At 43.3% G+C, this 23,023-nt stretch carries 20 protein-coding genes; 6 read left to right on the forward strand and 14 right to left on the reverse strand.

What is annotated here, in order from left to right:
- Positions 1-67 precede the first annotated feature (67 nt).
- Positions 68-463, reverse strand: coding sequence for a carboxymuconolactone decarboxylase family protein (locus B2866_RS01355; RefSeq protein WP_296189832.1), 396 nt, complete (start codon positions 461-463; stop codon positions 68-70).
- Between the two features lie 335 nt (positions 464-798).
- Here B2866_RS01355 and acnB point away from each other — a divergent pair, with 335 nt between their 5' ends.
- The 3 genes from acnB (at position 799) to B2866_RS01370 (ending at position 4,820) form a co-directional block, all read left to right on the forward strand.
- A complete protein-coding gene (gene acnB / locus B2866_RS01360) occupies positions 799-3,402 on the forward strand; it encodes a bifunctional aconitate hydratase 2/2-methylisocitrate dehydratase (protein WP_296189834.1) in 2,604 nt (867 codons plus the stop codon).
- A 187-nt stretch (positions 3,403-3,589) separates the two neighbouring features.
- Positions 3,590-4,033: a DUF805 domain-containing protein gene (locus tag B2866_RS01365; protein WP_296189837.1), complete on the forward strand. Its 444-nt coding sequence runs from the start codon at positions 3,590-3,592 to the stop codon at positions 4,031-4,033.
- A gap of 343 nt (positions 4,034-4,376) precedes the next feature.
- On the forward strand, positions 4,377-4,820 hold the full coding sequence (locus B2866_RS01370; RefSeq protein ID WP_296189839.1) for a PACE efflux transporter: 444 nt from the start codon (positions 4,377-4,379) through the stop codon (positions 4,818-4,820).
- A 98-nt stretch (positions 4,821-4,918) separates the two neighbouring features.
- Here B2866_RS01370 and B2866_RS01375 read toward each other — a convergent pair whose 3' ends face one another.
- On the reverse strand, positions 4,919-5,716 hold the full coding sequence (locus tag B2866_RS01375; RefSeq protein ID WP_296189842.1) for an enoyl-CoA hydratase/isomerase family protein: 798 nt from the start codon (positions 5,714-5,716) through the stop codon (positions 4,919-4,921).
- 336 nt (positions 5,717-6,052) lie between these two features.
- On the opposite strand from B2866_RS01375, the gene B2866_RS01380 reads away from it, so the two are divergent.
- Positions 6,053-6,865 carry an alpha/beta fold hydrolase gene (locus tag B2866_RS01380; RefSeq protein ID WP_296189843.1) on the forward strand — a complete coding sequence of 271 codons (813 nt, stop codon included), beginning with the start codon at positions 6,053-6,055 and terminating at the stop codon, positions 6,863-6,865.
- Positions 6,866-7,064: 199 nt separating this feature from the next.
- On the opposite strand, the gene B2866_RS01385 is transcribed toward B2866_RS01380, so the two are convergent.
- The 7 genes from B2866_RS01385 to B2866_RS01415 all read right to left on the reverse strand — a co-directional run bounded on the left by B2866_RS01385 (position 7,065) and on the right by B2866_RS01415 (position 15,886).
- Entirely contained in the window at positions 7,065-8,141 is a 1,077-nt protein-coding gene (locus tag B2866_RS01385; protein WP_296189846.1) for an HpcH/HpaI aldolase/citrate lyase family protein, read from the reverse strand.
- 147 nt (positions 8,142-8,288) lie between these two features.
- Complete coding sequence (locus tag B2866_RS01390) at positions 8,289-9,488, reverse strand: cysteine protease StiP domain-containing protein (protein ID WP_296189849.1); 1,200 nt, start codon at positions 9,486-9,488, stop codon at positions 8,289-8,291.
- Positions 9,489-9,729: 241 nt separating this feature from the next.
- Positions 9,730-10,551 (reverse strand): HAD hydrolase family protein, encoded by an 822-nt coding sequence (locus B2866_RS01395; RefSeq protein ID WP_296189853.1) that lies wholly within the window; start codon positions 10,549-10,551, stop codon positions 9,730-9,732.
- A gap of 122 nt (positions 10,552-10,673) precedes the next feature.
- A complete protein-coding gene (locus B2866_RS01400; RefSeq protein ID WP_296189856.1) occupies positions 10,674-11,975 on the reverse strand; it encodes a phosphoribosyltransferase domain-containing protein in 1,302 nt (433 codons plus the stop codon).
- Positions 11,968-13,335 (reverse strand): NYN domain-containing protein, encoded by a 1,368-nt coding sequence (locus B2866_RS01405; protein WP_296189858.1) that lies wholly within the window; start codon positions 13,333-13,335, stop codon positions 11,968-11,970. Before B2866_RS01405 ends, B2866_RS01400 begins: the two co-directional genes overlap by 8 nt.
- A 66-nt stretch (positions 13,336-13,401) precedes the next feature.
- On the reverse strand, positions 13,402-14,646 hold the full coding sequence (locus tag B2866_RS01410; protein ID WP_296189861.1) for a trypsin-like peptidase domain-containing protein: 1,245 nt from the start codon (positions 14,644-14,646) through the stop codon (positions 13,402-13,404).
- Positions 14,647-14,719: 73 nt separating this feature from the next.
- Positions 14,720-15,886, reverse strand: a complete 1,167-nt coding sequence (locus B2866_RS01415; protein WP_296189864.1) for an ATP-grasp domain-containing protein — start codon at positions 15,884-15,886, stop codon at positions 14,720-14,722.
- A 300-nt stretch (positions 15,887-16,186) separates the two neighbouring features.
- Here B2866_RS01415 and B2866_RS01420 point away from each other — a divergent pair, with 300 nt between their 5' ends.
- A complete protein-coding gene (locus tag B2866_RS01420; protein ID WP_296189867.1) occupies positions 16,187-17,449 on the forward strand; it encodes a TerD family protein in 1,263 nt (420 codons plus the stop codon).
- 113 nt (positions 17,450-17,562) lie between these two features.
- Here the strand turns inward: B2866_RS01420 and B2866_RS01425 are convergent, their stop codons facing one another.
- From B2866_RS01425 to B2866_RS01435, 3 genes are all read right to left on the reverse strand, one after another.
- Positions 17,563-18,171, reverse strand: a complete 609-nt coding sequence (locus B2866_RS01425; RefSeq protein ID WP_296189869.1) for a TerD family protein — start codon at positions 18,169-18,171, stop codon at positions 17,563-17,565.
- Positions 18,172-18,284: 113 nt separating this feature from the next.
- Positions 18,285-19,037 carry a TIGR00266 family protein gene (locus B2866_RS01430; RefSeq protein WP_068408074.1) on the reverse strand — a complete coding sequence of 251 codons (753 nt, stop codon included), beginning with the start codon at positions 19,035-19,037 and terminating at the stop codon, positions 18,285-18,287.
- 203 nt (positions 19,038-19,240) lie between these two features.
- Entirely contained in the window at positions 19,241-19,816 is a 576-nt protein-coding gene (locus B2866_RS01435) for a TerD family protein (RefSeq protein ID WP_068408073.1), read from the reverse strand.
- A gap of 327 nt (positions 19,817-20,143) precedes the next feature.
- Between B2866_RS01435 and B2866_RS01440 the strand changes: the two genes are divergently transcribed.
- On the forward strand, positions 20,144-20,803 hold the full coding sequence (locus B2866_RS01440; RefSeq protein WP_296189876.1) for a 7-cyano-7-deazaguanine/7-aminomethyl-7-deazaguanine transporter: 660 nt from the start codon (positions 20,144-20,146) through the stop codon (positions 20,801-20,803).
- Between the two features lie 145 nt (positions 20,804-20,948).
- Here the strand turns inward: B2866_RS01440 and B2866_RS01445 are convergent, their stop codons facing one another.
- Together B2866_RS01445 and B2866_RS01450 are read right to left on the reverse strand one after the other, a co-directional pair.
- Positions 20,949-22,010: a DUF475 domain-containing protein gene (locus tag B2866_RS01445; protein WP_296189878.1), complete on the reverse strand. Its 1,062-nt coding sequence runs from the start codon at positions 22,008-22,010 to the stop codon at positions 20,949-20,951.
- A 279-nt stretch (positions 22,011-22,289) separates the two neighbouring features.
- Positions 22,290-22,865, reverse strand: coding sequence for a TerD family protein (locus tag B2866_RS01450; RefSeq protein WP_068408067.1), 576 nt, complete (start codon positions 22,863-22,865; stop codon positions 22,290-22,292).
- Positions 22,866-23,023 lie beyond the last annotated feature (158 nt).

Here is a 23,023-nt window from a genome sequence, read left to right on the forward strand (position 1 = left end):
AACTACTAGGGCTAAATAAGCTTTTATAACTAATAAGACTACTACGAAGCGCACCTTTACCCTAGTTTTATTTATTGATATCAATACCCATGTCATTTAGCACATCTATGGCTGCACGAAACGCTTCTTGGGTGGCAGGCGCGCCGCAATAAGGCAAGCTGTGCATCAGTACTTCTCGGATTTCAGCGACACTGGCGCCATTATTAATCGCTCCTCGGATATGTCCCTTGAGCTCGCTTGGGCTTTTTTGCGCGATCAAAAACGCCATGGTAATTAATGAGCGATATTTACGCGGTAGTATCGAGTCGTCTTGCCACGTACTGCCCCAAGCGTGTTCGATAATCCAGTCTTGCAGTGGTTGGGTAAATGGTGTCGCCGAGTCAAGCGAGCGTTTGACATGTTGTTCGCCCATCACTTCGGTACGAACTTTTAGACCGTTTTGATAATTGGTATTATCGTCCATCTTATTATCCTTAATATTTATTGGTAAAGTGTGTTTTATCAAGTCGCATATAAAAATTCGCTGACAAAAAACATCTGATAAGTTTTGAGGTTGTCAAAGTATAGCAGGCACACGGTTTTTATTTAACCGCGTCAATCATATTGGTTATGGCACTATTTTTATAATAAATGTCCAATATGGCGTTATTCTGCGCCTTTTCACGGCTCAGCCATTAACATTTTGAGCGTTTTGAGCTATGATTGCACGGATAATTATTCAATGCAGTACATCGATGTAGGCTGTCATCCTGACTACTCACGTGATGTACTGGTCACCAACCGACGAGGACGACTATTGTGTTAGAAGCTTATCGTAAACATGTCGCAGAACGTGCTGAGCTAGGGACTGTACCACTTCCACTAAATGAGAAGCAGGTAGCAGAATTGGTAGAGCTACTTAAAAACCCACCAGCGGGTGAAGATGCGTTCTTGATGGACTTGTTAGAAAACCGTATTCCTGCCGGTGTTGACCAAGCCGCTTATGTTAAAGCTGCATTTTTAGCTGCTATTGTTAAAGGCGAAGCGACTTCACCACTTATCAGCAAGAAAAAAGCCGTTGAAATCTTAGGTACTATGCAAGGTGGTTACAACGTTCAGCCATTGGTTGCAGCATTAGACGACGCGGAAGTCGCACAAGAAGCTGCTGATGCGTTAAAGAAAACATTACTCGTATTTGACGCGTTCAATGACGTGACCGAAAAAGCCGAAGCTGGCAATGCTATTGCTAAAGAAGTGGTGCAATCTTGGGCTGACGCGGAGTGGTTCTTAAGCCGTCCTGAAGTGCCAGAGAAAACCACTTATACTACCTTTAAAGTCACTGGCGAAACCAACACCGATGACTTGTCTCCTGCGCAAGATGCGTGGAGCCGTCCTGACATCCCATTGCATTCATTAGCCATGCACAAAAACTCTCGCGACGGCATCACTGCTGACGAAGAGGGCGTTGTTGGTCCAATGAAGCAAATCGAAGCGTTAAAAGAAAAAGGTCATCCACTTGCCTATGTTGGCGACGTGGTCGGTACCGGTTCTAGCCGTAAGTCTGCAACCAACTCGGTACTTTGGCTAATGGGCGAAGACATTCCGAACGTACCAAACAAGCGTGGTGGCGGTTTGGTGCTTGGTAACAATATCGCTCCTATCTTCTTTAACACCATGGAAGATTCTGGCGCCTTGCCAATCGAAAAAGTTGCCGTTGATAACCTAAACATGGGCGATGTATTTGACATCTATCCGTATGAAGGTAAAATCACTAAGCACGACTCTGACGAAGTATTGTCAACCTTTACGCTAAACTCGCCAACATTGCTTGACGAAGTTCGCGCAGGCGGCCGTATTCCATTAATCGTTGGTCGTGGTTTGACCAACCGTGCGCGTGAATATATGGGTCTTGGTCATTCAGACGTCTTTGCTAAGCCAGAAGAGCCAGCGGATACCGGTAAAGGCTTTACCCTTGCACAAAAAATGGTCGGTAAAGCTTGTGGCCTAGAAGGCGTACGTCCTGGTATGTACTGTGAGCCAAAAATGACGACGGTCGGCTCGCAAGATACGACTGGTCCTATGACTCGTGATGAGCTAAAAGACTTGGCATGTTTGGGTTTCCAAGCGGATCTTGTGATGCAGTCATTCTGTCATACTGCTGCTTATCCAAAGCCAGTTGACGTTGAAACTCAGCATACCCTACCTGACTTTATCATGAACCGTGGCGGCGTCAGCTTACGTCCTGGTGATGGTATCATTCACTCATGGTTGAACCGTATGCTACTTCCAGATACCGTTGGTACTGGTGGTGACTCGCACACGCGTTTCCCAATGGGTATCTCGTTCCCAGCGGGTTCTGGTCTAGTAGCATTCGCAGCGGCAACTGGTGTGATGCCACTTGATATGCCTGAGTCTGTTCGTGTACGCTTCATTGGTGAGCGTCAACCTGGTATCACGCTACGTGACTTGGTCCATGCGATTCCTTATCAAGCCATCAAAGAAGGTTATTTGACCGTTGATAAGAAAGGTAAAATCAACGAGTTTAATGGTCGTATTTTAGAGATCGAAGGTCTAGAAGATTTGACCGCTGAGCAAGCGTTTGAGTTATCTGATGCGTCAGCTGAGCGTAGTGCTGCCGGTTGTACCATTACTTTGTCTGAAGAATCAGTGACTGAGTACCTAAACTCAAACATCACTTTGCTTAAGTGGATGATTTCAGAAGGTTATGGTGATGCGCGTACCATCAGCCGCCGTGTTGAGCAAATGCAAGAATGGCTAGCGAACCCAAGCCTATTGCGTGCTGACGAAGATGCAGAATACGCCATCGACATGACTATCGATATGAGCGAAATCAAAGAGCCAATTCTTTGCTGCCCGAACGATCCAGACGATGCTAAGACATTGGCTGACGTGGCTGGTGATACCATTGATGAAGTATTCATTGGTTCATGTATGACTAACATTGGTCACTTCCGTGCTGCGGGTAAACTCTTGCAGGACGTACCAGCGGGAAGCCTCAAGACTCGTCTATGGATTGCGCCACCGACTAAGATGGATGCGCGCCAATTGATGGAAGAAGGTTATTACAACATCTATGCTCAAGCCGGCGCTCGTACGGAAATGCCAGGTTGTTCACTATGTATGGGTAACCAAGCACGTATCGCCCCGAAATCTACGGCGGTATCCACCTCTACCCGTAACTTCCCGAACCGTCTAGGTCAAGGCGCGAACGTTTATCTCGCGTCTGCAGAACTTGCAGCGGTAGCGGCGGTACTTGGTAAATTGCCAACCAACGAAGAGTATCAGCAATACGCTGGCATGCTCAACAGCATGGGCGATGAAGTTTATAAGTACATGAACTTCGACCGTATGGAAGATTATACTGAAGAAGCGGACAAAATTAACGTTGCTCAGTTGACCTAGTTTTTTATCCGAAAGCTTTTTAATTTTTTGAAAATAAACCCCGTATCGTGATGATGTGGGGTTTTTTAATTATTTAAAAAGCATGAATAATGGTTTGCAAACTTTTATTGAGTGCTTATAATCAAAGTCGTTGATTAACTACTTTAGTTGACGACTCTACCGTTAAAGGTGAGTGATAATAAATCCTATGGAAAATAAAAATATGCTTGATAAAGTAACGCCGCCACCTTTACCAAATTCTGGGATGGTTAATCATCATAGTGCTGAGGCAAACTATGGCATTATAGACTGGTTTAAAAAAGGTCTAAGGAATTATACCAATTTCTCTGGACGTGCTCGGCGTAAAGAGTATTGGTATTTCGTATTGGTGCAAATGGGATTGATTATTGTAGCGATGATTTTAGATGCGATTATATTCAATTCAGAAACAGGGCTATTCTATATCGTTGTAGCGCTTGGTTTGTTTTTACCGGGCTTAGCGGTGACTATTCGCAGATTGCATGATACCAGCCGTTCAGGATGGTGGTTTTTGATATCTATTTTGCCATTGATAGGCTCTATTATCTTACTGCTATTTTTAGCGAGCGATACCAAGCTTGAAACCAATCAATGGGGTCCGCCAGCAAAATAAGCGCTTTTTTATGTCTTGTTTTGCGATAAGCCACGACTGGTTTCTCGTCTTTGGTTTCTTGCTTTATATTCTGTATAATACAAGAGCAGGCGGAAACCGTGGCTCTGCACTTAATTGATCTTTTCTATAATTAATTCGATATAAAAACGATACAGCGAGATGAAATGTTGTTTTTCGCAGCCTCTGTCGGCGTAGGCACAGCACGCAAGAAAAACAATGTTTCATTGAGCGACTTGATAGCTACGTATCTGATTTATTTGGATTTGACTATATCTCGGGACGGACCGATACTTTGCTAGGCAACTTTTTTTATACTGAAGTGCTAAGCGCTTTGGAGTTTTGGTTGATTACTTTATCCCCACTCAAACGTCGTATCGTCTATGTGACTATCTTTGAGCTTATCGCTATCATTGCTTCTACCTTTGTATTGATGAAACTTAGCGGCGGCGATGCGGCAGAGTCGTTACCCGTTGCTGTCATGGTGTCGTTGGCCGCTGTTATCTGGAACTTTTTATATAATACGGCTTTTGAAGCGTGGGAACGGCGCAAGCAGGTCAAAAAGCGCACCTTATTAATTCGAAGCGCTCATGCGATAGGATTTGAAGGTGGCTTGGTATTGATTTGCTTACCGCTATATATGATTTGGTATGACGTTGGTTTAATCAAAGCCTTTATGATAGAAGCGGCGTTACTGCTATTTTTCTTGGTCTATACCTTTGTTTTCACTTTAGGTTTCGACAAGATATTTACCTTACCGCATTACGATAAGACCGCTTCTGCATCTTGAGAAGCCAATAGATGAATTGCATTAAATGACCCAAAAAAGGCTGCTATTAGATTAGGCAGCCTTTTTGTTGATCGTATAAAAATTAGTGTTATAAACTTTTATTTACCCTGATAAACGGGCTTACGTTTTTCCATAAAGGCGGTGATGCCTTCGGCAAAGTCAGCGGTTTTTGCCATCATGGTTTGTTGGTCAACTTCCATATCGAGCGCTTCATTTAAGCCTGCAAAAGCATGCACGTTAATCATATGCTTCATTGAAGCCAAAGCTTTACCGGGTAAGTTGCTTAGGCGCGTTGCCAATGCCAATACGCTGGCGTCAAGCTCATCTTTGCTCACGACGCTATTGACTAAGTTTAGACGCGCGACATCGTCGCTAGTAAGCTTATCACCCAGCATCACAAGCTCAGTCGTTTTGGCCGCGCCAATCAATTGATTCAATAGATAAATGCCACCCGCATCTGGAATCAAACCGATATTGACAAAGGCTTGCACGAATTTGGCATTGTCAGCGGCAATACGGAAATCACAGGTTAATGCCAAGTTCATTCCAGCGCCAGCGACGGCACCTTCTAATTTAGCAATAATGGGTTTGTGAATATTACGCAGCTTTAAACTCACTTCTGCCACTTCTCTGAGCATAAAATCAAGCTTTGCCACCAATGCTTCTGATTCCATGCCATTCTCTAACATCTCACCAATATGACCGCCACTAGAGAAATTATTATTTGACCCTTGCAAGACAATCACGCGCACGTCGGCATCTTGATCAGCCTGATCAAGCGCATCCATAATTGCGCCTTTTAATGGTGTGCTAAAAGCATTTAGCGTCTTAGGGTCATTCATGGTAATGGTAGCAATATGGTTTTCGCTGTGATATTCGACCAAAGGTTGTGACATAGTTGGTTTCCTTAATAAGAAGTTTTAGATAAGCATTGCTGATGACAATGGACGTTGTGATGGATATGGTTGTTGGGTGCAATAAATCGTGCAAGCTGATTACTATAGCAGCTTGTTATGATTATAAAAGCGAGTTTTGTGGGCGCTAAAGGCACGGTCAAAAATGTTTAATTTTTCCTTGTTTTGCTATATATTTATTTTAAAAAATATATACGATCTGTCGTACAAAAATAACGCTATGAAGTATTTGCTTGGTGCATTATGCTAAACAGCAGTAGTGTTAAGGATTTCGTTAACCAAACAAGCAATCAATAAGCAAAAAACAAGGAAGTAATTATGCCAATGATAAATGTAAATAACGTTGATATTTATTATGAAGACAGTGCGCCGGAGGATAAGCAAAAGCCAGTGATGGTATTTGCCCATGGACTACTATGGAATACGCGGATGTATGATAAGCAGGTGGAGTACTTTAAATCTGGCTGCCGCTGTATTGCATTTGATTTTCGCGGGCAAGGTCAGTCGGAGATTACCAAATCAGGCTATGATATGGAGACGCTGACTGAGGATACGCTAGCATTGTTGGATGCACTAAATATTGATAAATGTCATTTTTTAGGGTTATCGATGGGCGGTTTTGTCGCTCAGCGTATCGCGCTAAAACGTCCGGAGCTACTATTATCGCTGACCTTACTTGAAACGTCAGCAGACCCTGAAGACCCAAAAAACGTGCCGCAGTATCGCAAATTGATGAAGGCTATTCGCTGGCTTGGTATGAAGCGCGTCAGTCAAAAAGTCATGCCTATTATGTTTGGCAGTAGTTTTTTGGCGGATAAGTCGCGTAAGGCTGACCGTAGAGCGTGGCTTGCGATGTTACAAGGCAATCGTAAAGGTGGCGTCGTAAAGGCGACCACAGGTGTGATTGAACGCTCAGACACTTACGATCAGCTAGGCGAGATTAGCACGCCGACATTGATTATCGTTGGCGATGAAGACGTGGCAACGCCTTACGCAAAGGCGGAGCGGATGCATTTTGCTATTAAAGGCTCGAAGCTTGCGGTTATTAAAGGCGCTGGGCATACAGCGACGGTAGAAGAACCTGAGCAGGTTAATAAAGTGATTAATACCTTTTTAGCCAACTGTGTCTAACTTTGAGCGAGACTGAAAGCAGCTTGAATAAGACATAGTAGTTAATGAAATAATAGGTGTAATGGACATTTTCCATGCTAAAAGCCGTTATCTTAAATAGGATAACGGCTTTTTTATTGAAACTTAGACTAACACATTAACTTTAAAGCGGCAGTTTTAAAAAAAACATACGATAAAGCAGTAAAGCTAATGTCTTTATTTATAACCGGGTCGTATAGTCAGTATTGATATCATCAAGGGTGCCAAAGACCTCAGCGCGATTGACGATTTCGGTTGCCCATGCACGGTGTGTGGCGGGCTCAAGCATGGTATCGTTATATTTAAAGACCGCTTTTGCTTCGCTATGCAAGATTGCCTGCGCTTCATCCAAGGTACTTAACGGCACGCAATACGCTTGCTGTACCAACGCAATCTGGCTTGGATGAATGACCGTTTTGCCGACCAGTCCTAAGTTCACGTCACGCATCAGCTCTTTCATAAACAGTGTTGGCTGCTCTAAGTATTCAAATACCGGTGCGGTAAGATAAAAACCATGCGGTACAAAGCAGCCAAGCAGCTGATAGGCAAGCGTACCAATCGGGGTGTCATAGACAATGCTGTTTTTAGGACGGCGTAAACGCAGCGCTGCAAATAAGTCATTACCACCGATACGCAGGGCAAATACTGGCTGGCTAAAAGCTTCTTTAAAGCCAATCGCCAACTCTTGATTGTGATGCGGGTTAAATAGCGCTGCCGTCTCAAGCGTCGGCATCAATAGCTGCTCAGTGCTTAAATTCTGAGACGCCATGCGCCAATTAGACAAACTATACATATCGACTTTTGGCATCACAAAACCGTCGACCAAATCAATATGGGCAAAATCTGCCAGCTGCTCTAGCATGGCCGGATGACGTGGGCGAATAAATACTAGCGGCCTGGTTGGCTGATTGGTGTGCGCTTTTGATTGAATGCCCTCTTTTTTTGCAGGGTCATTAATACTATCGACATGCGCCGCCCACGTATGTAGCAGCGTTTGCAGGCGTATGAGCGCCAATTCAACATCGTTATGGCTGACTGCATCTTCTAAGCAGATAATAATACTGTTAATGGTCGGTAATTTGTCGCGCGTAATGACTTGCCAAATATCTTGCCGCGTCGCAGGCATATATAGGCTAGCACCCAGCTGATACGGGTGATGGGTATGCGGTTTGAGCATCGCATGACGCTCAGTAATCAGGTGGGCGTAAGACTGATTGTTATTATAAATATTGGACTCATTGTGGGGTATATCGGACATAGTTGGCATCGTAAATAGTGATAAGTGAATGGTTATAGCAAGAAATCATAGCGTAAGGACGTATGATAAAAACAGCGGTGCTGATGCAGTATTGATGCATTTCTTTTGCAAGGCATCAATACATCAAGGCATCAATACATTAATGAATCATGAGCGATCTGTTGCCCGCTGCTTGATCAGCGTAATCGCTTGATAGGGGAGTATTTTAGCACCTAATACCGTGATATTGATATCACGCTCGCTACATAAATGCCGCAATAACACCGTATCTGGGTGATCGGCGGTGGCCAACAAGATGCGCTCAGGATCACGGCGTAATATCGCCCGTGTCGCCTCTGCAATGGTCGGCTTAATACGGTTGCGATTGCTAATGTCATACTCTGCTGCCAGCGTATCAATTAAAGCAGCTGTCTGATAGCGTGGTTGCTCAAACGTTTGCAAGCATTGTAGAGATGTAGACAATGCCCGCCGCGCGCTATCAATACGATCAACAAAAGCTAAGCTATGATCTACCTGAACCAAGTTATCGTAAAAGACACTACGATGTAGCCCCGATTGTGGCTCAGTATATAAACTGCGTGATATCAGTCCCGATACGGTGCTGTTCAATAGACCTGAAGGAATCAACCAGTCTTCCTCACTTGCCGCCAGCCAAGCAACGCCCGCGGGATCAGCAAGGGTTAATAAGGGAATAACATCCTTACCCTGATGAAAAATATTGGCAAAATATGGATGACTAGGATCGCTAAAGACTTCTAAGCTACGCGCCAGCTCTTGATAAATCGCCCCTTTGCCCGTCCAGCCGTCGACAAATACGATGGCACTCTCTGGATGAGCGTCCAATATCATCTGCAGCGCGACTGGATCAAGTCCTCGGTCGCGAATGATACTGATACCATAATGCACACTTGGCAACGCATAGCTGCTATCGGCATCTGACCTTTCGTTGTCTAATAGGGCACGCTGCAACAATACGCCAACTGGTAAACCTGCACGTACCAAGCTGACTAATATTAATGGACGTTCAGTACTTACCGTTTGCTGAAAAATATGGTGTAGCGTATAAGCCAAGTTAGCAATATCAGTTGCGGTTCTCGTTGTACCTTGCGCTAATGCCTGCTGATACAATTGCTCATGCATGGCGGTTGGCGCATCCTCTAAGGTTAACATATCTGAATAGTGGCGCTGTCCACTTTGGATGAGCGCTTCTTTTTGACTGACTGGTACATCAGCAACGGCGTTTTTATCAACGATATCAAGCAGCACAGTCACATCGCTGGCAAGATAGCTGCCTGAGCCATATTCCTGCATTTTTTGAATATTAGGGTTCGTTATAGGATGGGTCATAAGATAGTTCCTACTTACAAAAATGCGTTCGATTATTGTTTTTATTTATGGTGTGTCCTCATTTTAAAAATGGTGATAAAAATCAGATAAATTGTAGCCAAACAAGTAAAATAGTGCAGTTAATATCGGGATATTACCCAGCTATTTGACGAAGTTTGGCAAAATTTAGCCATTTTTAGACCATTTAGATGTCCATCGATTGAATTGAGGACACGCCTTAGGAGAGGTTAAGCGTTTAGAATTACTGCGAGCTAAAGCGCTCATGTAGCTGACCATGATTGGGCATGCCATACCAGTCAAGCAATTGCAAAAATGGCAAATCGGCCAAGCTATCACCAAAACCAAAACTTGGACGCTGGTTGTCTAAATGCTGGTCTAATAAAAACTGCACCGCATGGCGTTTATGAACCGCGTGCGGCAGTATCGCCAGATTGTTCGCATTCACATGCACATAAAAATCTTGCTCAAAGTCACGTATTAACGTTGGCAATTTTTTAGCGAGCTCTACTAACGCTTGATGGTCCTTTTGCCCATGCTTAATAGCCAGATAAATGGTCAGCGCTTCATTATCAGCGCCATTATTAAAGTGATCGATATGCGGTGTAAATACCAGCTGGCTGTTGTCATTTCTACTGTGATTGGCAAATAATTGGCTTAGCTGCTGTAATTTATCCTGCAATGGTGCAAGCTGACTATGCATATGCTGTTGCCAATGGGTTTGTAGCGCACCGTCTCTATCAAGAATAATCGCACCGTGGGTTAAGACCTGCCAGCTATCAAAAGGCAGCTTAACGCGTTTGATTTCACTGCGATCGCGTGCGGTGACCACTATCAACTCTGTAATAAGCAGCAGCCAATTAAAGAACGCGGCTTGGCGCTGACTCATAAAGCTTAACGGCTTGCCTTGTTTATTAACGGTCGCGCAAACTAGATTTTCAGGTTCAGACGTTGGTAATTCCCATGCATCAATTTTACGTTGGGTTTGAAAAAGCGTATCGTCCAAATCCATCAGCGCGTAGGGTTTGATAATATCGGGATTGGCTTGAAAAAATGGGCTAGTCATAGTATTTGCCATAAAAGCGTGCGTAAGGGTTAAATGTGAAAATCAAAGTAGGGTTTAAAGGATAGTTTTAATGGAACAGCTTTTATAAGACAGCCTTTGTAAGCTAGCTTTTATAAAACAGCTTAAAGCGTCGGACTCACCACCAACACATTATCCAAACTTTGCCACATGTCATCAACGCTATCCGCTGATGTTTCCACACACAAAACAATTAAGTCCCAATCGCTAGGCTCAACATTATAAGCAAAGTTGGTCATACCCAGCCCATAGTTGTCGCTAAAACTGAGCATCGTGGTAATCGCGCCACCAAGGGCAATCGGTGAGCGCGTTAAGGCACTAAACTCAACCGTAGCGTTTTGAGTTTGCGTCTCAAGCCATTCCGCTAATAAAAACGGCAACCAAACAAACTCATTACTGCCCAATACTAAAATCCGCTGTGGCAATTGCTCATTGTCAAACTGTTCTTTTTCAGATTGGGCTCGCTGATTAAAAAGGTTAAATGCTGCTTGAAACTTCATCAGATAATTATCAAAACTATCGGTACTATCTAGCGTTGGGAAGCGCCCCCAATTGCCAGTGTTGCCTAATGGCTGACTGCCAGCCTCAGTGGTATCGACCGATGGCATCGTAATGGATTCAGGGTTGGGCGCATCCGTCCAAGTCCAAGCCCCAGATAGTAGGTGATGACGATGAAAGTCAATATTAGGCAAACGTGCAGATATGTTGTCATCTACGTCAACTGGAGCTTGGTTCTGATTTAACGACCAATCTACCAATGTCGTTAGATGCACTTGTTCTAATTCGGTCAGTCCTGCGTTACGAAGGGCGGTGACGACATTGACGCAAGTATTGCCCGTTGACGCTTCGTCATCAACCATAATCAAGGTTTTGCTCACTAGTAGCTGTGCTTGGATCGCTTTATCTGCACTTTGATAAATCAGATGCTGGCTGGCGTGGCTGTGATCTTCGCTAAAAGTCGTTAGCAAGGTTTCAGTATTATCGTCGTTATGTTGTGCATGACGGGTTGAGTTGAGCAATAAAGCGTTTGGATATCGAGTTTGTAGCGCTTGATGTACTCCCGCAGATAAACCAACTGCCGTCTCTGCCATACCAATGACCAAAATGGGTTCAGGCAAATCATTTGGTACTAAGTTTGCCAAATCCGTAAAAGCATGACGCATGGTGCTAGGTGCGACTGGAATATGGCGACCTAAGACTTTTGAGACAAACAAAAATGCGCGTTTAGGATTGATGCGCTGCGCAAAGCCAAGCAAGTCTTCTAATTGATAGTGATTGCTTTGTTCTGTTCCATCTTTTGCAGTGGCTGAATTGGTTTGATAAGTTAAATCAAGAGTGCCGCGTGGTAGGGTGATGCTATGCTTATAAATTTTATTAGCCGTCATATTATTTTTAATATCAGTCATCGCTTATTTCTATCCCATATTTTTCGCAAAGATAACGTAGGTCGCCATCTATATTTTGATGCTTTGGCGTAAATTGCCATTGTTTGCCTGCTCGGTTTAACGTAAATAGAATCAGACTTTGATCTGACTTATCTTTTATGTCAAATTCACCAGAAAACAATAATGCATTTTGTTGCTTATCAAGGATACTTAGTTGAATAGGTGTCTGCAGTGAGTCGGTCGCTAAGTTTTCAAGCTCACTTGATAACGCAAAGTTAAGTTGTTCTATATTGGCAGGTTGGAGGTTTAGATCACAACTGAACTCAGATATGGATTTCTCAGCTTCAAGCTGTTGATCCAGTTCGACTGCACCATCTTCACTATGAGTCTGTCCGTAAAATATCATGTCTTCATCGCCACGTACTTTTGCAGTGGCGTCTACTCTAAATAATACGGCATCGATCGTAGGGGCGGTTGTTATTTTGACAATAATAGGTGCAGCGGCAAAGAGGTTGGATGTAGTTTCAGAAATTTGTTTTTGATGAATAGCATTATCATCAATTTGTGAGTTTGACGTTGATTTACTATTAGCTTTTACAGAAGGTGAGGTGTTTTTTTTATTTTTTAATTTAATTAACATAACCTTATTTTCACGGCGCATATCGTATAGACGTAGTGTCATAATAAGATCAGAGAATTTTTTATAGCCATATTTATCTAGTTTGATGTTTTCATGGTTTTGATGAATTTGGCTAGCAATATAAGATAGGTTTGACCAACCATCTTTAGCATTAGGATTCTCATTGATAAGCTTATTTATTACGCCAATAAGATGATTTTGGGTATGTAATTGCTTAGTCGTCCAACGTTCTGGTGCTATGTTTGAAGATGGGAGGTTATTTTTATTCGGTGCAGGAGCGACTTTAATTGAGTTGTTTTTAGCAGTTAATAAATCCTCTACATAAAAGAATTTATCACACGCCTGCGAAAAAGCGCTAACCGTATTGCGTTTGCCAAAGCCAAATACTTTTACATGGTTTTTACGAATACGTAGGGCCAGTGAAGTAAAATCGCTATCACTTGATATCAGACAAAAACCATCGTAATTATTACTATAAAGTAAATCCATGGCTTCGATAACCATGCCGATATCAGTGGCGTTTTTGCCTTTTACATAAGCGAAATGTTGCATAGGGTCGATGGCGTATTTAAGTAATGCTTCTTGCCAGCTCTGAATATGTGCATTGCCCCAGTCGCCATAGATTTTTTTACAAGTGATATGTCCAATATTCTCTATCTCTTGCAGAATATGACCAATATTTTTTGCTGAGGCGTTATCGGCATCAATAAGTACGGCGATACTTTTGAGTTTAGCGTGCATTTATTTTCCTTAATACACTTTCTTAAAGTGACTATTTCATATTTTTTATATCGTTGTAATGATTACTTAACCCTGACATCCTACTAACCACAAAGCACCGCGACTTTGCTTACTCAATTGCGGTGTGGTCAACGCGGCAGCTGTCGTGCGTGACATGCTAGAGGACTCAGATAAGTTATCTAAACTAATTCCAGCGCTCGCGAGTAGGGCGGATAATAACTGAAATTTCACCGCATAGTTCATATTTTGTGCATGCTCGTGGACGAGGCTAGACGTCACCATGCCGATAACTTCGCCAGTTGGCAAGAGTAGTGGGCTGCCACTAGAACCAGGTTGAATGGGCGCGGTAAATTGCATATAGCGAATATCATTACCAAACCCTGTTAAACCTGAAATACAGCCTTGCGTTACTTGTAATTGGCTGCTAAGTCCTGATAATGGAAACCCTAAAGTCGTAATGGTTTCACCCAAATTATCAGTACAACGCTGTGCTAAGGGTAAATAACTTGGTATCGGCTCGCTTACTCTAATAATGGCTGAATCACTACCGATATCGCTAAGCACCACTTGCGCCTCACGATCAGGCTGCCCTTGTTGTCGAATTCCAATCATCGCCGCCGACTCAATGACATGATAGCAAGTCAATAGATGATAAGGGTCAATAGCAAAAGCCGTCCCTGTCCAAGTTTCACCAGACTGAACGTGTCTTGGCGGGCGCGTATCACTGTTAGGATAATCTTGCTGCTGCGCGCGCTGGGCATCTTGAATAAGGGCGTGCGTATCTGGCGGACGCATATCGAGGCTAATTTGCACATGATGCTCTAGGCTTGCCAATCCTTGGGTAGAGCTCTCACCAAGGGCGCGGCATTTAAATTGTCCATTGCGTCGGTATATTTCTAATATGATTGCTGCTTTAACATGGCGCTCACTTGCGATAAATTCATAACGAATATCGCCATTGTTTAGCGTTAAATTTACTTTGCTTAATTCGACAGCGGGTAAGTTGAGGCTTGGCTCATGATAAACATAAGCAATCAATTGTAAAAAGCTTACGCCTTGTTTATCAAATAATGCAGGCAAATCCAATTGCCATGCGTTTGGGTTATCTTTGCTATTGAGCTGTGCCCACTCTTTTGGTTCATGCAGATAAGCAGGGCTACAAGCAGCTTTACGATGCTCATCTAAAGGCAGCCATAATAGTCCAAGCTGCTCGCCAAACTTTAGCTGATTTGTCGTCGCAAAAGCGACCGAACAATTCGATTGGGCGATAACCGTATTTGCTCCTAACGCTAACGTGGTTTGTGCTGTCATCGCCTGCCTCTTGTTGAATATATTCGGTTGCCGCCAATTTATTACTACCGATTTTTTATTTCATTATTCTTACTTACTCGCTAGCATTTTCTGCTTCAATCTTAACGCTAACCATAATTGAGCGTACTTGGCAGGGAATGATTTGCTGTGCAATATCCGCAAGCTTCGGTTTATCGGTTAAGCCAAGCCAATAGCCAAATCCAACTTGGGTTAAATCGACCCCGCTATGGGTGGTGTAACCAATGCCACCAGACGGACGACTGTTAATTTCAAGCACACGGTGCTGACCGTCATCATCGGCTTTGGTTTGTACACTAACGATGCCATCGCAGCCAAAGGCTTTAATCAGTGCAATAACCACATCCATTACCGCTTGCTCGTAGCCGATATGTTGGATTTTCCCTGTTTTATAACGGGTGATGGCCGCCAGTACTTCACCATATTCGCAAACGACATCGATAGAGTACTCTTGCCCTGATAAATAGGGCATGAGCAACATAGGAATAGGGCGCTCATGCACCATCAGACTGTTGGCATAGGCATTGATAAACTGCGTGGTATGGATTTTTTTCTCTTCGGTAAAGTATAAATGCTCAAAACTGTCATATTGCCCGTCTTTTTCCTTACCGGTATCAAGTCGCCAAAAGCCTTGGGCAAAAATACCAGTGACCGGTTTGACGCATAAAGGTTGATGACCGTGCCTAGCAAGTAACGCCTCAAGCTCTGCGACATTATCAAAACGCCACGCTTCTGCCACGGGAATATCATGCTCATGACACTGCTGCATAAAGGCAAACTTATCATCTATCGCTTCTAACGCCGCCACACTCGTCGCGCCAGTCAATAAACGAATACCCGCCGCCTCAAATGCCTGACGATGCGCTTCATAATCGATGCCATTACGCCCCGTGAGTAGCACTTTAACGTTGTTTTTCTGAGCTTGCTCTAAGACAAACTGCCAACGCGGCATCAATGGCTCTAAAGGTTCGAGCATTGCTTGCTCATCGCTATCTGCAGCGCTTGCAGACGGCTCACGATAAACGCTATCGGCAAATTCAAAGATCTCAGGTCTATTATGACGGTGTGAAGCAATAATGTTAAATGACGTCTCAGATTGGGCTTTTAATGCTTGTAGGCTGGCGAGCATATCACGCTGGCTTGATTGACCTTCAGCTAACCAAACGGCAGATAGTGCGGTAGTCGACGTTGTATAAAGGCTTTTGTTAGCAGAAGTTTTCATGATTTTCTCAGCGTTATTAAAACTTATAGAGTGGAACAACTAGAATTGAGTTTTGAAGAGGGTCAGTCGTTAAGCGCGTTATTATACTGCCTAAAATAGAGGCTATTATATACAAATGCTAAGCGCTATAAATACTACTGACAAAATAATGTTAAGGATTTGTAAAAATGTTTTTGCAGACTTGTTAACGCTTTATTGAACGGGCGTGCGCTGTAAAAATCAGCCGTTATCCATGCTACTATAGTGCGATAGCCAACAGCACCCATATCAACAAATAATAAATAACCTAAAGGATAAATGATGAGTCAACCTCAACAACTGATTGCTGGTGCCAATGCACCGCTGCCAGCGGATCATATTAGCATTCGTATTTTAAGCCAAAGCGCCATTGATTGTGCCGCTTATCGCCTGACGACTGAGGGTAAAGTACGTGGCGATGGCGACATGATATTTTATGGTCAAACGCGTAGCGATGATGGCAGCGTCAGTTTCCGTGGTCATGATAGCGATGGATTTTTTGATATTAACTTACCTGCGCAGCCAGCGAGTATTGAGAAGATTGCCCTTGCGTTTTCTAGTGCGCAAACGCTGGCGCAAGTCGGTGACGTAGATGTTCAAGTCTTACAAGGCAGCCAAGTGCTGCTGACTTGTCAGTTAAGTGCTGCTGGACGTAATGAAAAAGCCATTATTTTAGCAGAGTGTTACCGTCGCCAAGGCAACTGGAAGTTTCGTTTTATCGCCCAAGGTTTTGAAGGTGGCTTAAAGCCGTTGTCTGAACATTTCGGTGTTGAAATTGCTGATGAAGCGCCAGCTCAAGGCAGGTTACAAAATCAAGCGCAAAGCCAATCTCAATCTATCAATACGCAAAAAGCGGGTAGTGCGCCTCAAACAACGCCGCCGCCAATTCCTACAGCTTCTCAAAATCCGTCAATTAACCTAAGCAAAATTACCTTAACCAAAAACCAGTCTAGCATCAATCTAAAAAAACGTGACAATTTTGGTAAAATATCTGTCAATCTTAACTGGAATCAACGTCCAGATAGCAGTACACAAGCTCCTAAAAAAGGCTTATTAGGCGACCTATTTAAGCAGCATAAAGCGGGTGGTATTGACCTTGATGTTGGAGCGATGATTCATCTGAAAAATGGCGAAAAAACGCTGATTCAGGCCTTGGGCAATCGCTTTGGCAATCTACAATCAGCGCCTTATGTGTTGTTACGCGCCGATGATAGAACTGGACAAGTCAGCGGCGGTGAGTGGCTCGATATTAACGGGCAACAGTGGTCGCAGATTGAAGAAGTCTTTATCTTTGCTTTTATTTATGAAGGCGTACCAAACTGGGCGCAAACCGATGGCGTCGTGACCATTCATGTACCCGACCAGCCACCGATTGAAACTCGTTTGACAGAAGGCACAGGTAATTTGCCGATGTGCGCAATTGCGCGTTTGGTCAATCAGCAAGGTAGTATCAACGTTGAGCGTATCAATCAATATTTTCAAGGTCACCAAGAAATGGACAAAGCCTTTAATTGGGGCTTTAGCTGGAAACGTGGACGTAAGTAAGCGCTTTAAGAGTATAGTTCTAGCTCAATAAAAAAGTCAGCCCGTCTACTATAAATAGACGGGTTGATTGCTTATATATTATTAAAATGCTTACTTCAGACTGCTTAATCTATTTACGCATGCGGTTTGATAGCAGGCATTAAATCATGAAAAGTACGACCAGAAGCGGTTTCGCCAATGGCGTGCATTTTCCACTCATTATTATGACGATAGACTTTTGCCATAATCATCGCGGTATGAGTACCTTGTGATGATAAGTTATAGCGCGCCACTTCAGTATTGTTATTGGCATTGACGATACGGCAAAAGGCGTTTTCTACCGTTTCAAAGGTCTGACCAGTAAAGCTATTGACCGTAAAAACCAGTGACACTACGTTTGCTGGCACTCTTGATAAATCAACGTTAATGACTTCATCATCACCATCGCCATCACCTGTGCGGTTGTCACCCGTATGGACGATACTGCCATCTTTTGATTGTAGTTGGCTAAACCAAATCGCATCGACGGCTTGTTTATTGGCATCAAACATGATGCATGAGGCATCTAAATCGATTGAGTCGCCGCCGCTGCCGCCGCCAAATAATTTACCCAAAAAGCCGCCTTTTTTCTCTTGCGGTCCTTGAAAAACGTCCCAACCTAAACCCAATTTTACTTGCGTAAGCTCACCACCAGCTTCTTTGCTGAGGGAGATTTTTTGACCTTTTTGTAGACTAACTGCCATGGTGAAATCCTTATAATAATTGTGAGTAGAATACTTAGGTTTTCAGTACTGTTTTTCGGTTATTAATTTCAGTATAAGCTGTAATTTTAGCTATAAACTTTAATTATAAAGTGCTATAAGATATTATCTAAAAACCCACCGCTGCCACCGCGACCGCCTGAGCTGGTACCTAAGATGCTTTGTAACCAGCCTTGATAGCTGTCGCGATTACGTGAGCAGATAATAACTTTGCCCGTTCCTGAGAAGTTTAAAACCATGCCTTCGCCGCTGGTGACCGAATTGATGATGTTGCTCATGATGCCTTTTTTCTTACTGGTCGATACCGAAAGCTTATAATCAAGGTTTGAATCCCAGCACACCACATGGCCGTTATCAATGATGACGTCTTTATCAGGCGTTACATCAATCTCAAATAGCGAACCAAAACCAGAAACGACCACTTGCCCTTGACCTTGGGTTTGCATGACCATAAAGCCGCCGGTATCACCAAATACCGCGCCGCCGAGGTTACGCTGGATATTGGCTCTGATATCGACGCCTGTTTGTGCGGCAACGAAAGCGCCATCGCTCAAGGTATATTGCTGAGCGCCGCAATCGATGATTTGCATATCGCCATCAAGCGTCGGTGCTAGCAAACAATCACCTTCACCATTGACGGCTTCAATTTGCTGTTGAAAAAGTGACTCGTCGTTAGCAAAGCGGCGCATCAGTGACTGCATGAGACCACCTTGTAGCTTACCTTTAAGCTCAAGGTTTGACTCCATCATCACCATGGCGTTGGCTTCACAATAAATTGAATCGCCTTTTTTTAAGTTACAATGCAAAAAAGGCTCAATCGTGCCGATTAGGCTAAACGTTGCGGCCATGGGGTGCAAATCCTTATTCTAATGTTTTGGATGTTTTTTCTATAAAAATGAGCGTTTCAATTTAACTGGGTCAATTACATTTAAAGCCATCAAATGCTATGAATAGGCACACTTGATGGCTTATATATATCGCAATCAGCCTTCTGGTTGCGATACTTAATTTGTCAGACGATGACGTTGTTTTTAAAGCGAAAAGTTAACCGTTAAACGTTGACGCCATAAGAAGAGGCTAATGGGCCTAGACCACCACTAAAGCCTTGACCAACGGCGCGGAATTTCCAGTCACCGTTATGACGATATAACTCACCAAAAATCATCGCTGTCTCAGTGCTACCATCTTCTGATAGGTCATAACGGGCGATTTCGGCTTGACCATTATCATTGACCACACGGATATAAGCGTCGCCGACTTGACCAAAGTTTTGGTTACGCGCTTGACCTTCATAAATGATGGCACAGATAGCGACTTTGCTGACGTCAGCGGGTATGCTAGCAAGGTTGATTTTGATTTTTTCATCATCACCGTCGCCTTCGCCCGTACGGTTGTCGCCTGTGTGCTCAACCGCGCCGTTGTCCGACTTTAGATTATTAAAGAAAATAAAGTCTTGGTCATTACGCACTTTGCCTGCTTCGTTTACCAAAAAGGCAATGGCGTCTAAGTCAAATTCTTGACCGTCAGTAGCGCGTGGATCCCAGCCAAGACCAACGGTAATGTTGGTTAAGCCTGGGGCTTCTTTTGATAAGTTTACGTTGCCGCCTTTTGTTAAGCTAATAGCCATATAAATATCCTTTGGATTAATAATTAAGTGGATTTGACTTTATAAAATAAAAATAGGGCAGTCATGCTATTTGCGCGTAAGTATTTCAGCGCAAAAAGGTCAATAAATCGACCTGTACGCCATATCCTGCCTATCATTACGTTTTACTATACTAAGCGTTTGCTTACTAAGCAAGGCGTATTTTGTGTGCCTATCTGACAGTTATATTATTATTTATAAAAAAGCGTTTTATGACGGTATCAGTCCCATTTTAGCTATTTATCTTATTATCATTTATAATAGCGCGCTCAGGTTCCCTCCACCCTGACTCAAAAAAAGGCCTCCTTTATGAATACCTGTACCATTTCGACCAATCAAGCTTCATCCATTCGTTACAGCCGTGCTTTATTCTGGCTTGTTAGCCTGCATATCTTTATCATCGCCATTAGTAATTATTTAGTGCAAATACCGGTCGGGCTATTTGGCTTTATCACCACATGGGGTGCGGTTACCTTTCCTTTTATCTTTTTGATTACGGATTTGACCGTACGCATCTTTGGTCAACATCTTGCCAGACGCATTATTTTCTTTGCCATGCTGCCAGCGCTCGTCATTTCTTACTATTTTTCGGTGGTATTTGCTGATGGACAGTTTGTTGGTCATGAGCATCTGCTCGATTTTAATTTATTTGTCTTTCGCATTGTCCTTGCCAGCTTTAGCGCTTACGTCATTGGACAGCTGTTAGATATCAAAGTCTTTAATAAGTTACGCCAGCTTAAAACGTGGTGGATTGCACCCCTAGCATCGACGTTTATCGGTAATCTGGTCGATAGCTTTTGCTTTTTTGCCATTGCTTTTTATAAAAGCCCAGACGCTTTTATGGCAATGCACTGGGTTGAGATTGGCGCGATGGACTATCTGTTTAAGATAGTCATGGGCGTGCTCATCTTTTTACCTTTATATGGCGTGATATTGGCAAAATTGCAAAAGATGCTCGCTGATAAGTAGAGCGAAAACTAATAGCCTAAGCTAATCCCTGCTCACAATTCTATTCTTCACAATTACTATAAAAAACAGGTCATAACCAATAATGGTTATGACCTGCCATGGAACAACTTAACTGAATCTAATGTTTACGCTTAAAATTACGACGTTATTCAAGCGCTTGGCGTTTGCGATAATTGAGTGACGCAACAAACGCCCAACCAATAAAGGCAATACCAATCAGACCAGTGATAAGCTCTGGCACATGAAATTTCACCGACAATAGCATGATAATGGCTAGAGCGCCGATGGCATAATGCGCGCCGTGTTCAAGATAGACAAACTCATCAAGCGTGCCTTTATCAACTAAGAAAATAGTCATCGAACGCACGAACATCGCACCGATTGCCAGACCAAGCATAATCACGATAACGTCATTGGTAATCGCAAAGGCGCCAATCACGCCATCGAAGCTAAATGAGGCATCAAGGACTTCTAGGTATAAGAAGCCGATAATACCGCCCTTCATAATTGCGTTGGTCGCCGCAGCTCCCGAACCATTTTCTTCGTTTTCTAAGTCTTCTTCAAGGTCACCCTCAAGCATACCTGAGACCACTTGGACACCAAGATATACTAAGATACCCCAAACGCCAGCGATTAATACTGCGCCTGATTGGGCGTCATTGGCCCATGATACGGCAATCATCAACACGATAAGGGCTACAAACACGCTCATGGCATCGACTTTGCCCAGTTTGACCAAACGGCTCTCAAGCCAATCAAACCAATGTACTTCTTTATCATCAAAGATAAAGTTTAAGAACACGAGTAATAAGAAAATGCCACCAAAGGCTGATATTTCAGCATGGTGCGCCAATAGTCTGGCTGAGTATTCTTTAGGATCGTTTAAAGCCAAATCGACCACTTGCATAACGCCAAGGTCGGCCGTTACTGCAACGATAACAATTGGGAAAACCAAACGCATCCCAAAGACAGCAACCAAAATACCAACGGTTAAAAATATCTTTTTCCAAAATTCGTCCCAGCCTTTAAGGACTGAGGCGTTGACCACCGCATTATCAAATGATAATGAAATCTCCATGACGGCCAAAATGGCAGTGATAGATAGGGTGGTTATCATACCGCCCATACCGCTATGTGAGTATCCCCACCATGCCGCTACTGATAGAGCAATAATGGTAAAGATAAAGTCTAAATAAAAATGTCTCATGACATATCCTGTCTGGTTGCATAAAGCTAAAGTCGGTCTATTATAGACACAAACCACAAAAAAAGTGGTTATTGCTAACCACTTTTTTGCCTAATTTTAAACGAAACCTAAAGCATTACCAGTCTTTTAGCTAAGAATAATTGTGACTATTTTGCAACCATATTTTACTGGCAGAATGACAAGTGATAGCGCTGCCATATTGCTTAAAGTTTTGGCGGTGTTTATATCTAGGCATTGTTTTTAGTATGGGCTAAATTTTTGGCACAGGTTAATATCGCGTTAGATATTGACGCCATACTGATGACACATAGCTTGCAAACCGCCTGAATAGCCTTGACCAACCGCGCGGAATTTCCACTCACCGTTATGACGATAGACTTCGCCAAACACCATTGCCGTTTCAACAGAGTAATCCTCTGCTAAGTCAAAACGTACCACTTCCGTGCCAGTTTCTTCATTGACCACACGGATAAAGGCATTGGCGACTTGACCAAAGTTTTGGCTACGGGCAGCAGCATCATGAATGGTTACCGTGACGACGATTTTATCGACATCAGCAGGCACTTGGGTCAGGTTTACTTTGACCACTTCATCATCGCCGTCGCCTTCGCCAGTACGGTTGTCGCCGGTATGCTCGATTGCACCATTGTCAGATTTTAGCTGGTTGTAAAAAATAAAGTCATGATCGCCGCGTACTTTACCAGCGGTATTTAGCAAAAACACGCTGGCATCAAGATCGAATTCTGCGCCAGAGGTCGCGCGCTCATCCCAACCAAGACCGATAAGCAGCTTGGTTAAGTTTGGATCAGTTTTGGTGAGCGATAAGTTACCGCCTTTATTTAATGATAAAGCCATGAGATTATCCTTGTTATTAGAGTGATTAAGGGTTTGATGGTTTAAGTGTATAAATACAAAAACCAGAGCAATAGTGGGATTAAAGCAGTCGTAATCCTAAATTTTATGTTGCTTATTGCTTCCATATTTTTGGCGCTTCATATTACTTAGTGCTTTAC

It is taken from the genome of Psychrobacter sp. UBA3483, assembly GCF_002377905.1.
In the GTDB taxonomy this organism is placed as follows: domain Bacteria; phylum Pseudomonadota; class Gammaproteobacteria; order Pseudomonadales; family Moraxellaceae; genus Psychrobacter.

What these genes read in the sequence shown, in the direction of transcription:
- B2866_RS01450 (WP_068408067.1), bottom strand. Translation starts at nt 22,865, where the DNA reads ATGGCTTTATCATTAAATAAAGGCGGTAACTTATCGCTCACCAAAACT.
- B2866_RS01365 (WP_296189837.1), top strand. Translation starts at nt 3,590, where the DNA reads ATGGAAAATAAAAATATGCTTGATAAAGTAACGCCGCCACCTTTACCA.
- B2866_RS01355 (WP_296189832.1), bottom strand. Translation starts at nt 463, where the DNA reads ATGGACGATAATACCAATTATCAAAACGGTCTAAAAGTTCGTACCGAA.
- B2866_RS01375 (WP_296189842.1), bottom strand. Translation starts at nt 5,716, where the DNA reads ATGTCACAACCTTTGGTCGAATATCACAGCGAAAACCATATTGCTACC.
- B2866_RS01445 (WP_296189878.1), bottom strand. Translation starts at nt 22,010, where the DNA reads ATGAGACATTTTTATTTAGACTTTATCTTTACCATTATTGCTCTATCA.
- B2866_RS01435 (WP_068408073.1), bottom strand. Translation starts at nt 19,816, where the DNA reads ATGGCTATTAGCTTAACAAAAGGCGGCAACGTAAACTTATCAAAAGAA.
- B2866_RS01405 (WP_296189858.1), bottom strand. Translation starts at nt 13,335, where the DNA reads ATGCACGCTAAACTCAAAAGTATCGCCGTACTTATTGATGCCGATAAC.
- B2866_RS01420 (WP_296189867.1), top strand. Translation starts at nt 16,187, where the DNA reads ATGAGTCAACCTCAACAACTGATTGCTGGTGCCAATGCACCGCTGCCA.
- B2866_RS01410 (WP_296189861.1), bottom strand. Translation starts at nt 14,646, where the DNA reads ATGACAGCACAAACCACGTTAGCGTTAGGAGCAAATACGGTTATCGCC.
- B2866_RS01430 (WP_068408074.1), bottom strand. Translation starts at nt 19,037, where the DNA reads ATGGCCGCAACGTTTAGCCTAATCGGCACGATTGAGCCTTTTTTGCAT.
- B2866_RS01390 (WP_296189849.1), bottom strand. Translation starts at nt 9,488, where the DNA reads ATGACCCATCCTATAACGAACCCTAATATTCAAAAAATGCAGGAATAT.
- B2866_RS01400 (WP_296189856.1), bottom strand. Translation starts at nt 11,975, where the DNA reads ATGACTGATATTAAAAATAATATGACGGCTAATAAAATTTATAAGCAT.
- B2866_RS01415 (WP_296189864.1), bottom strand. Translation starts at nt 15,886, where the DNA reads ATGAAAACTTCTGCTAACAAAAGCCTTTATACAACGTCGACTACCGCA.
- B2866_RS01395 (WP_296189853.1), bottom strand. Translation starts at nt 10,551, where the DNA reads ATGACTAGCCCATTTTTTCAAGCCAATCCCGATATTATCAAACCCTAC.
- B2866_RS01380 (WP_296189843.1), top strand. Translation starts at nt 6,053, where the DNA reads ATGCCAATGATAAATGTAAATAACGTTGATATTTATTATGAAGACAGT.
- B2866_RS01385 (WP_296189846.1), bottom strand. Translation starts at nt 8,141, where the DNA reads ATGTCCGATATACCCCACAATGAGTCCAATATTTATAATAACAATCAG.
- B2866_RS01425 (WP_296189869.1), bottom strand. Translation starts at nt 18,171, where the DNA reads ATGGCAGTTAGTCTACAAAAAGGTCAAAAAATCTCCCTCAGCAAAGAA.
- B2866_RS01440 (WP_296189876.1), top strand. Translation starts at nt 20,144, where the DNA reads ATGAATACCTGTACCATTTCGACCAATCAAGCTTCATCCATTCGTTAC.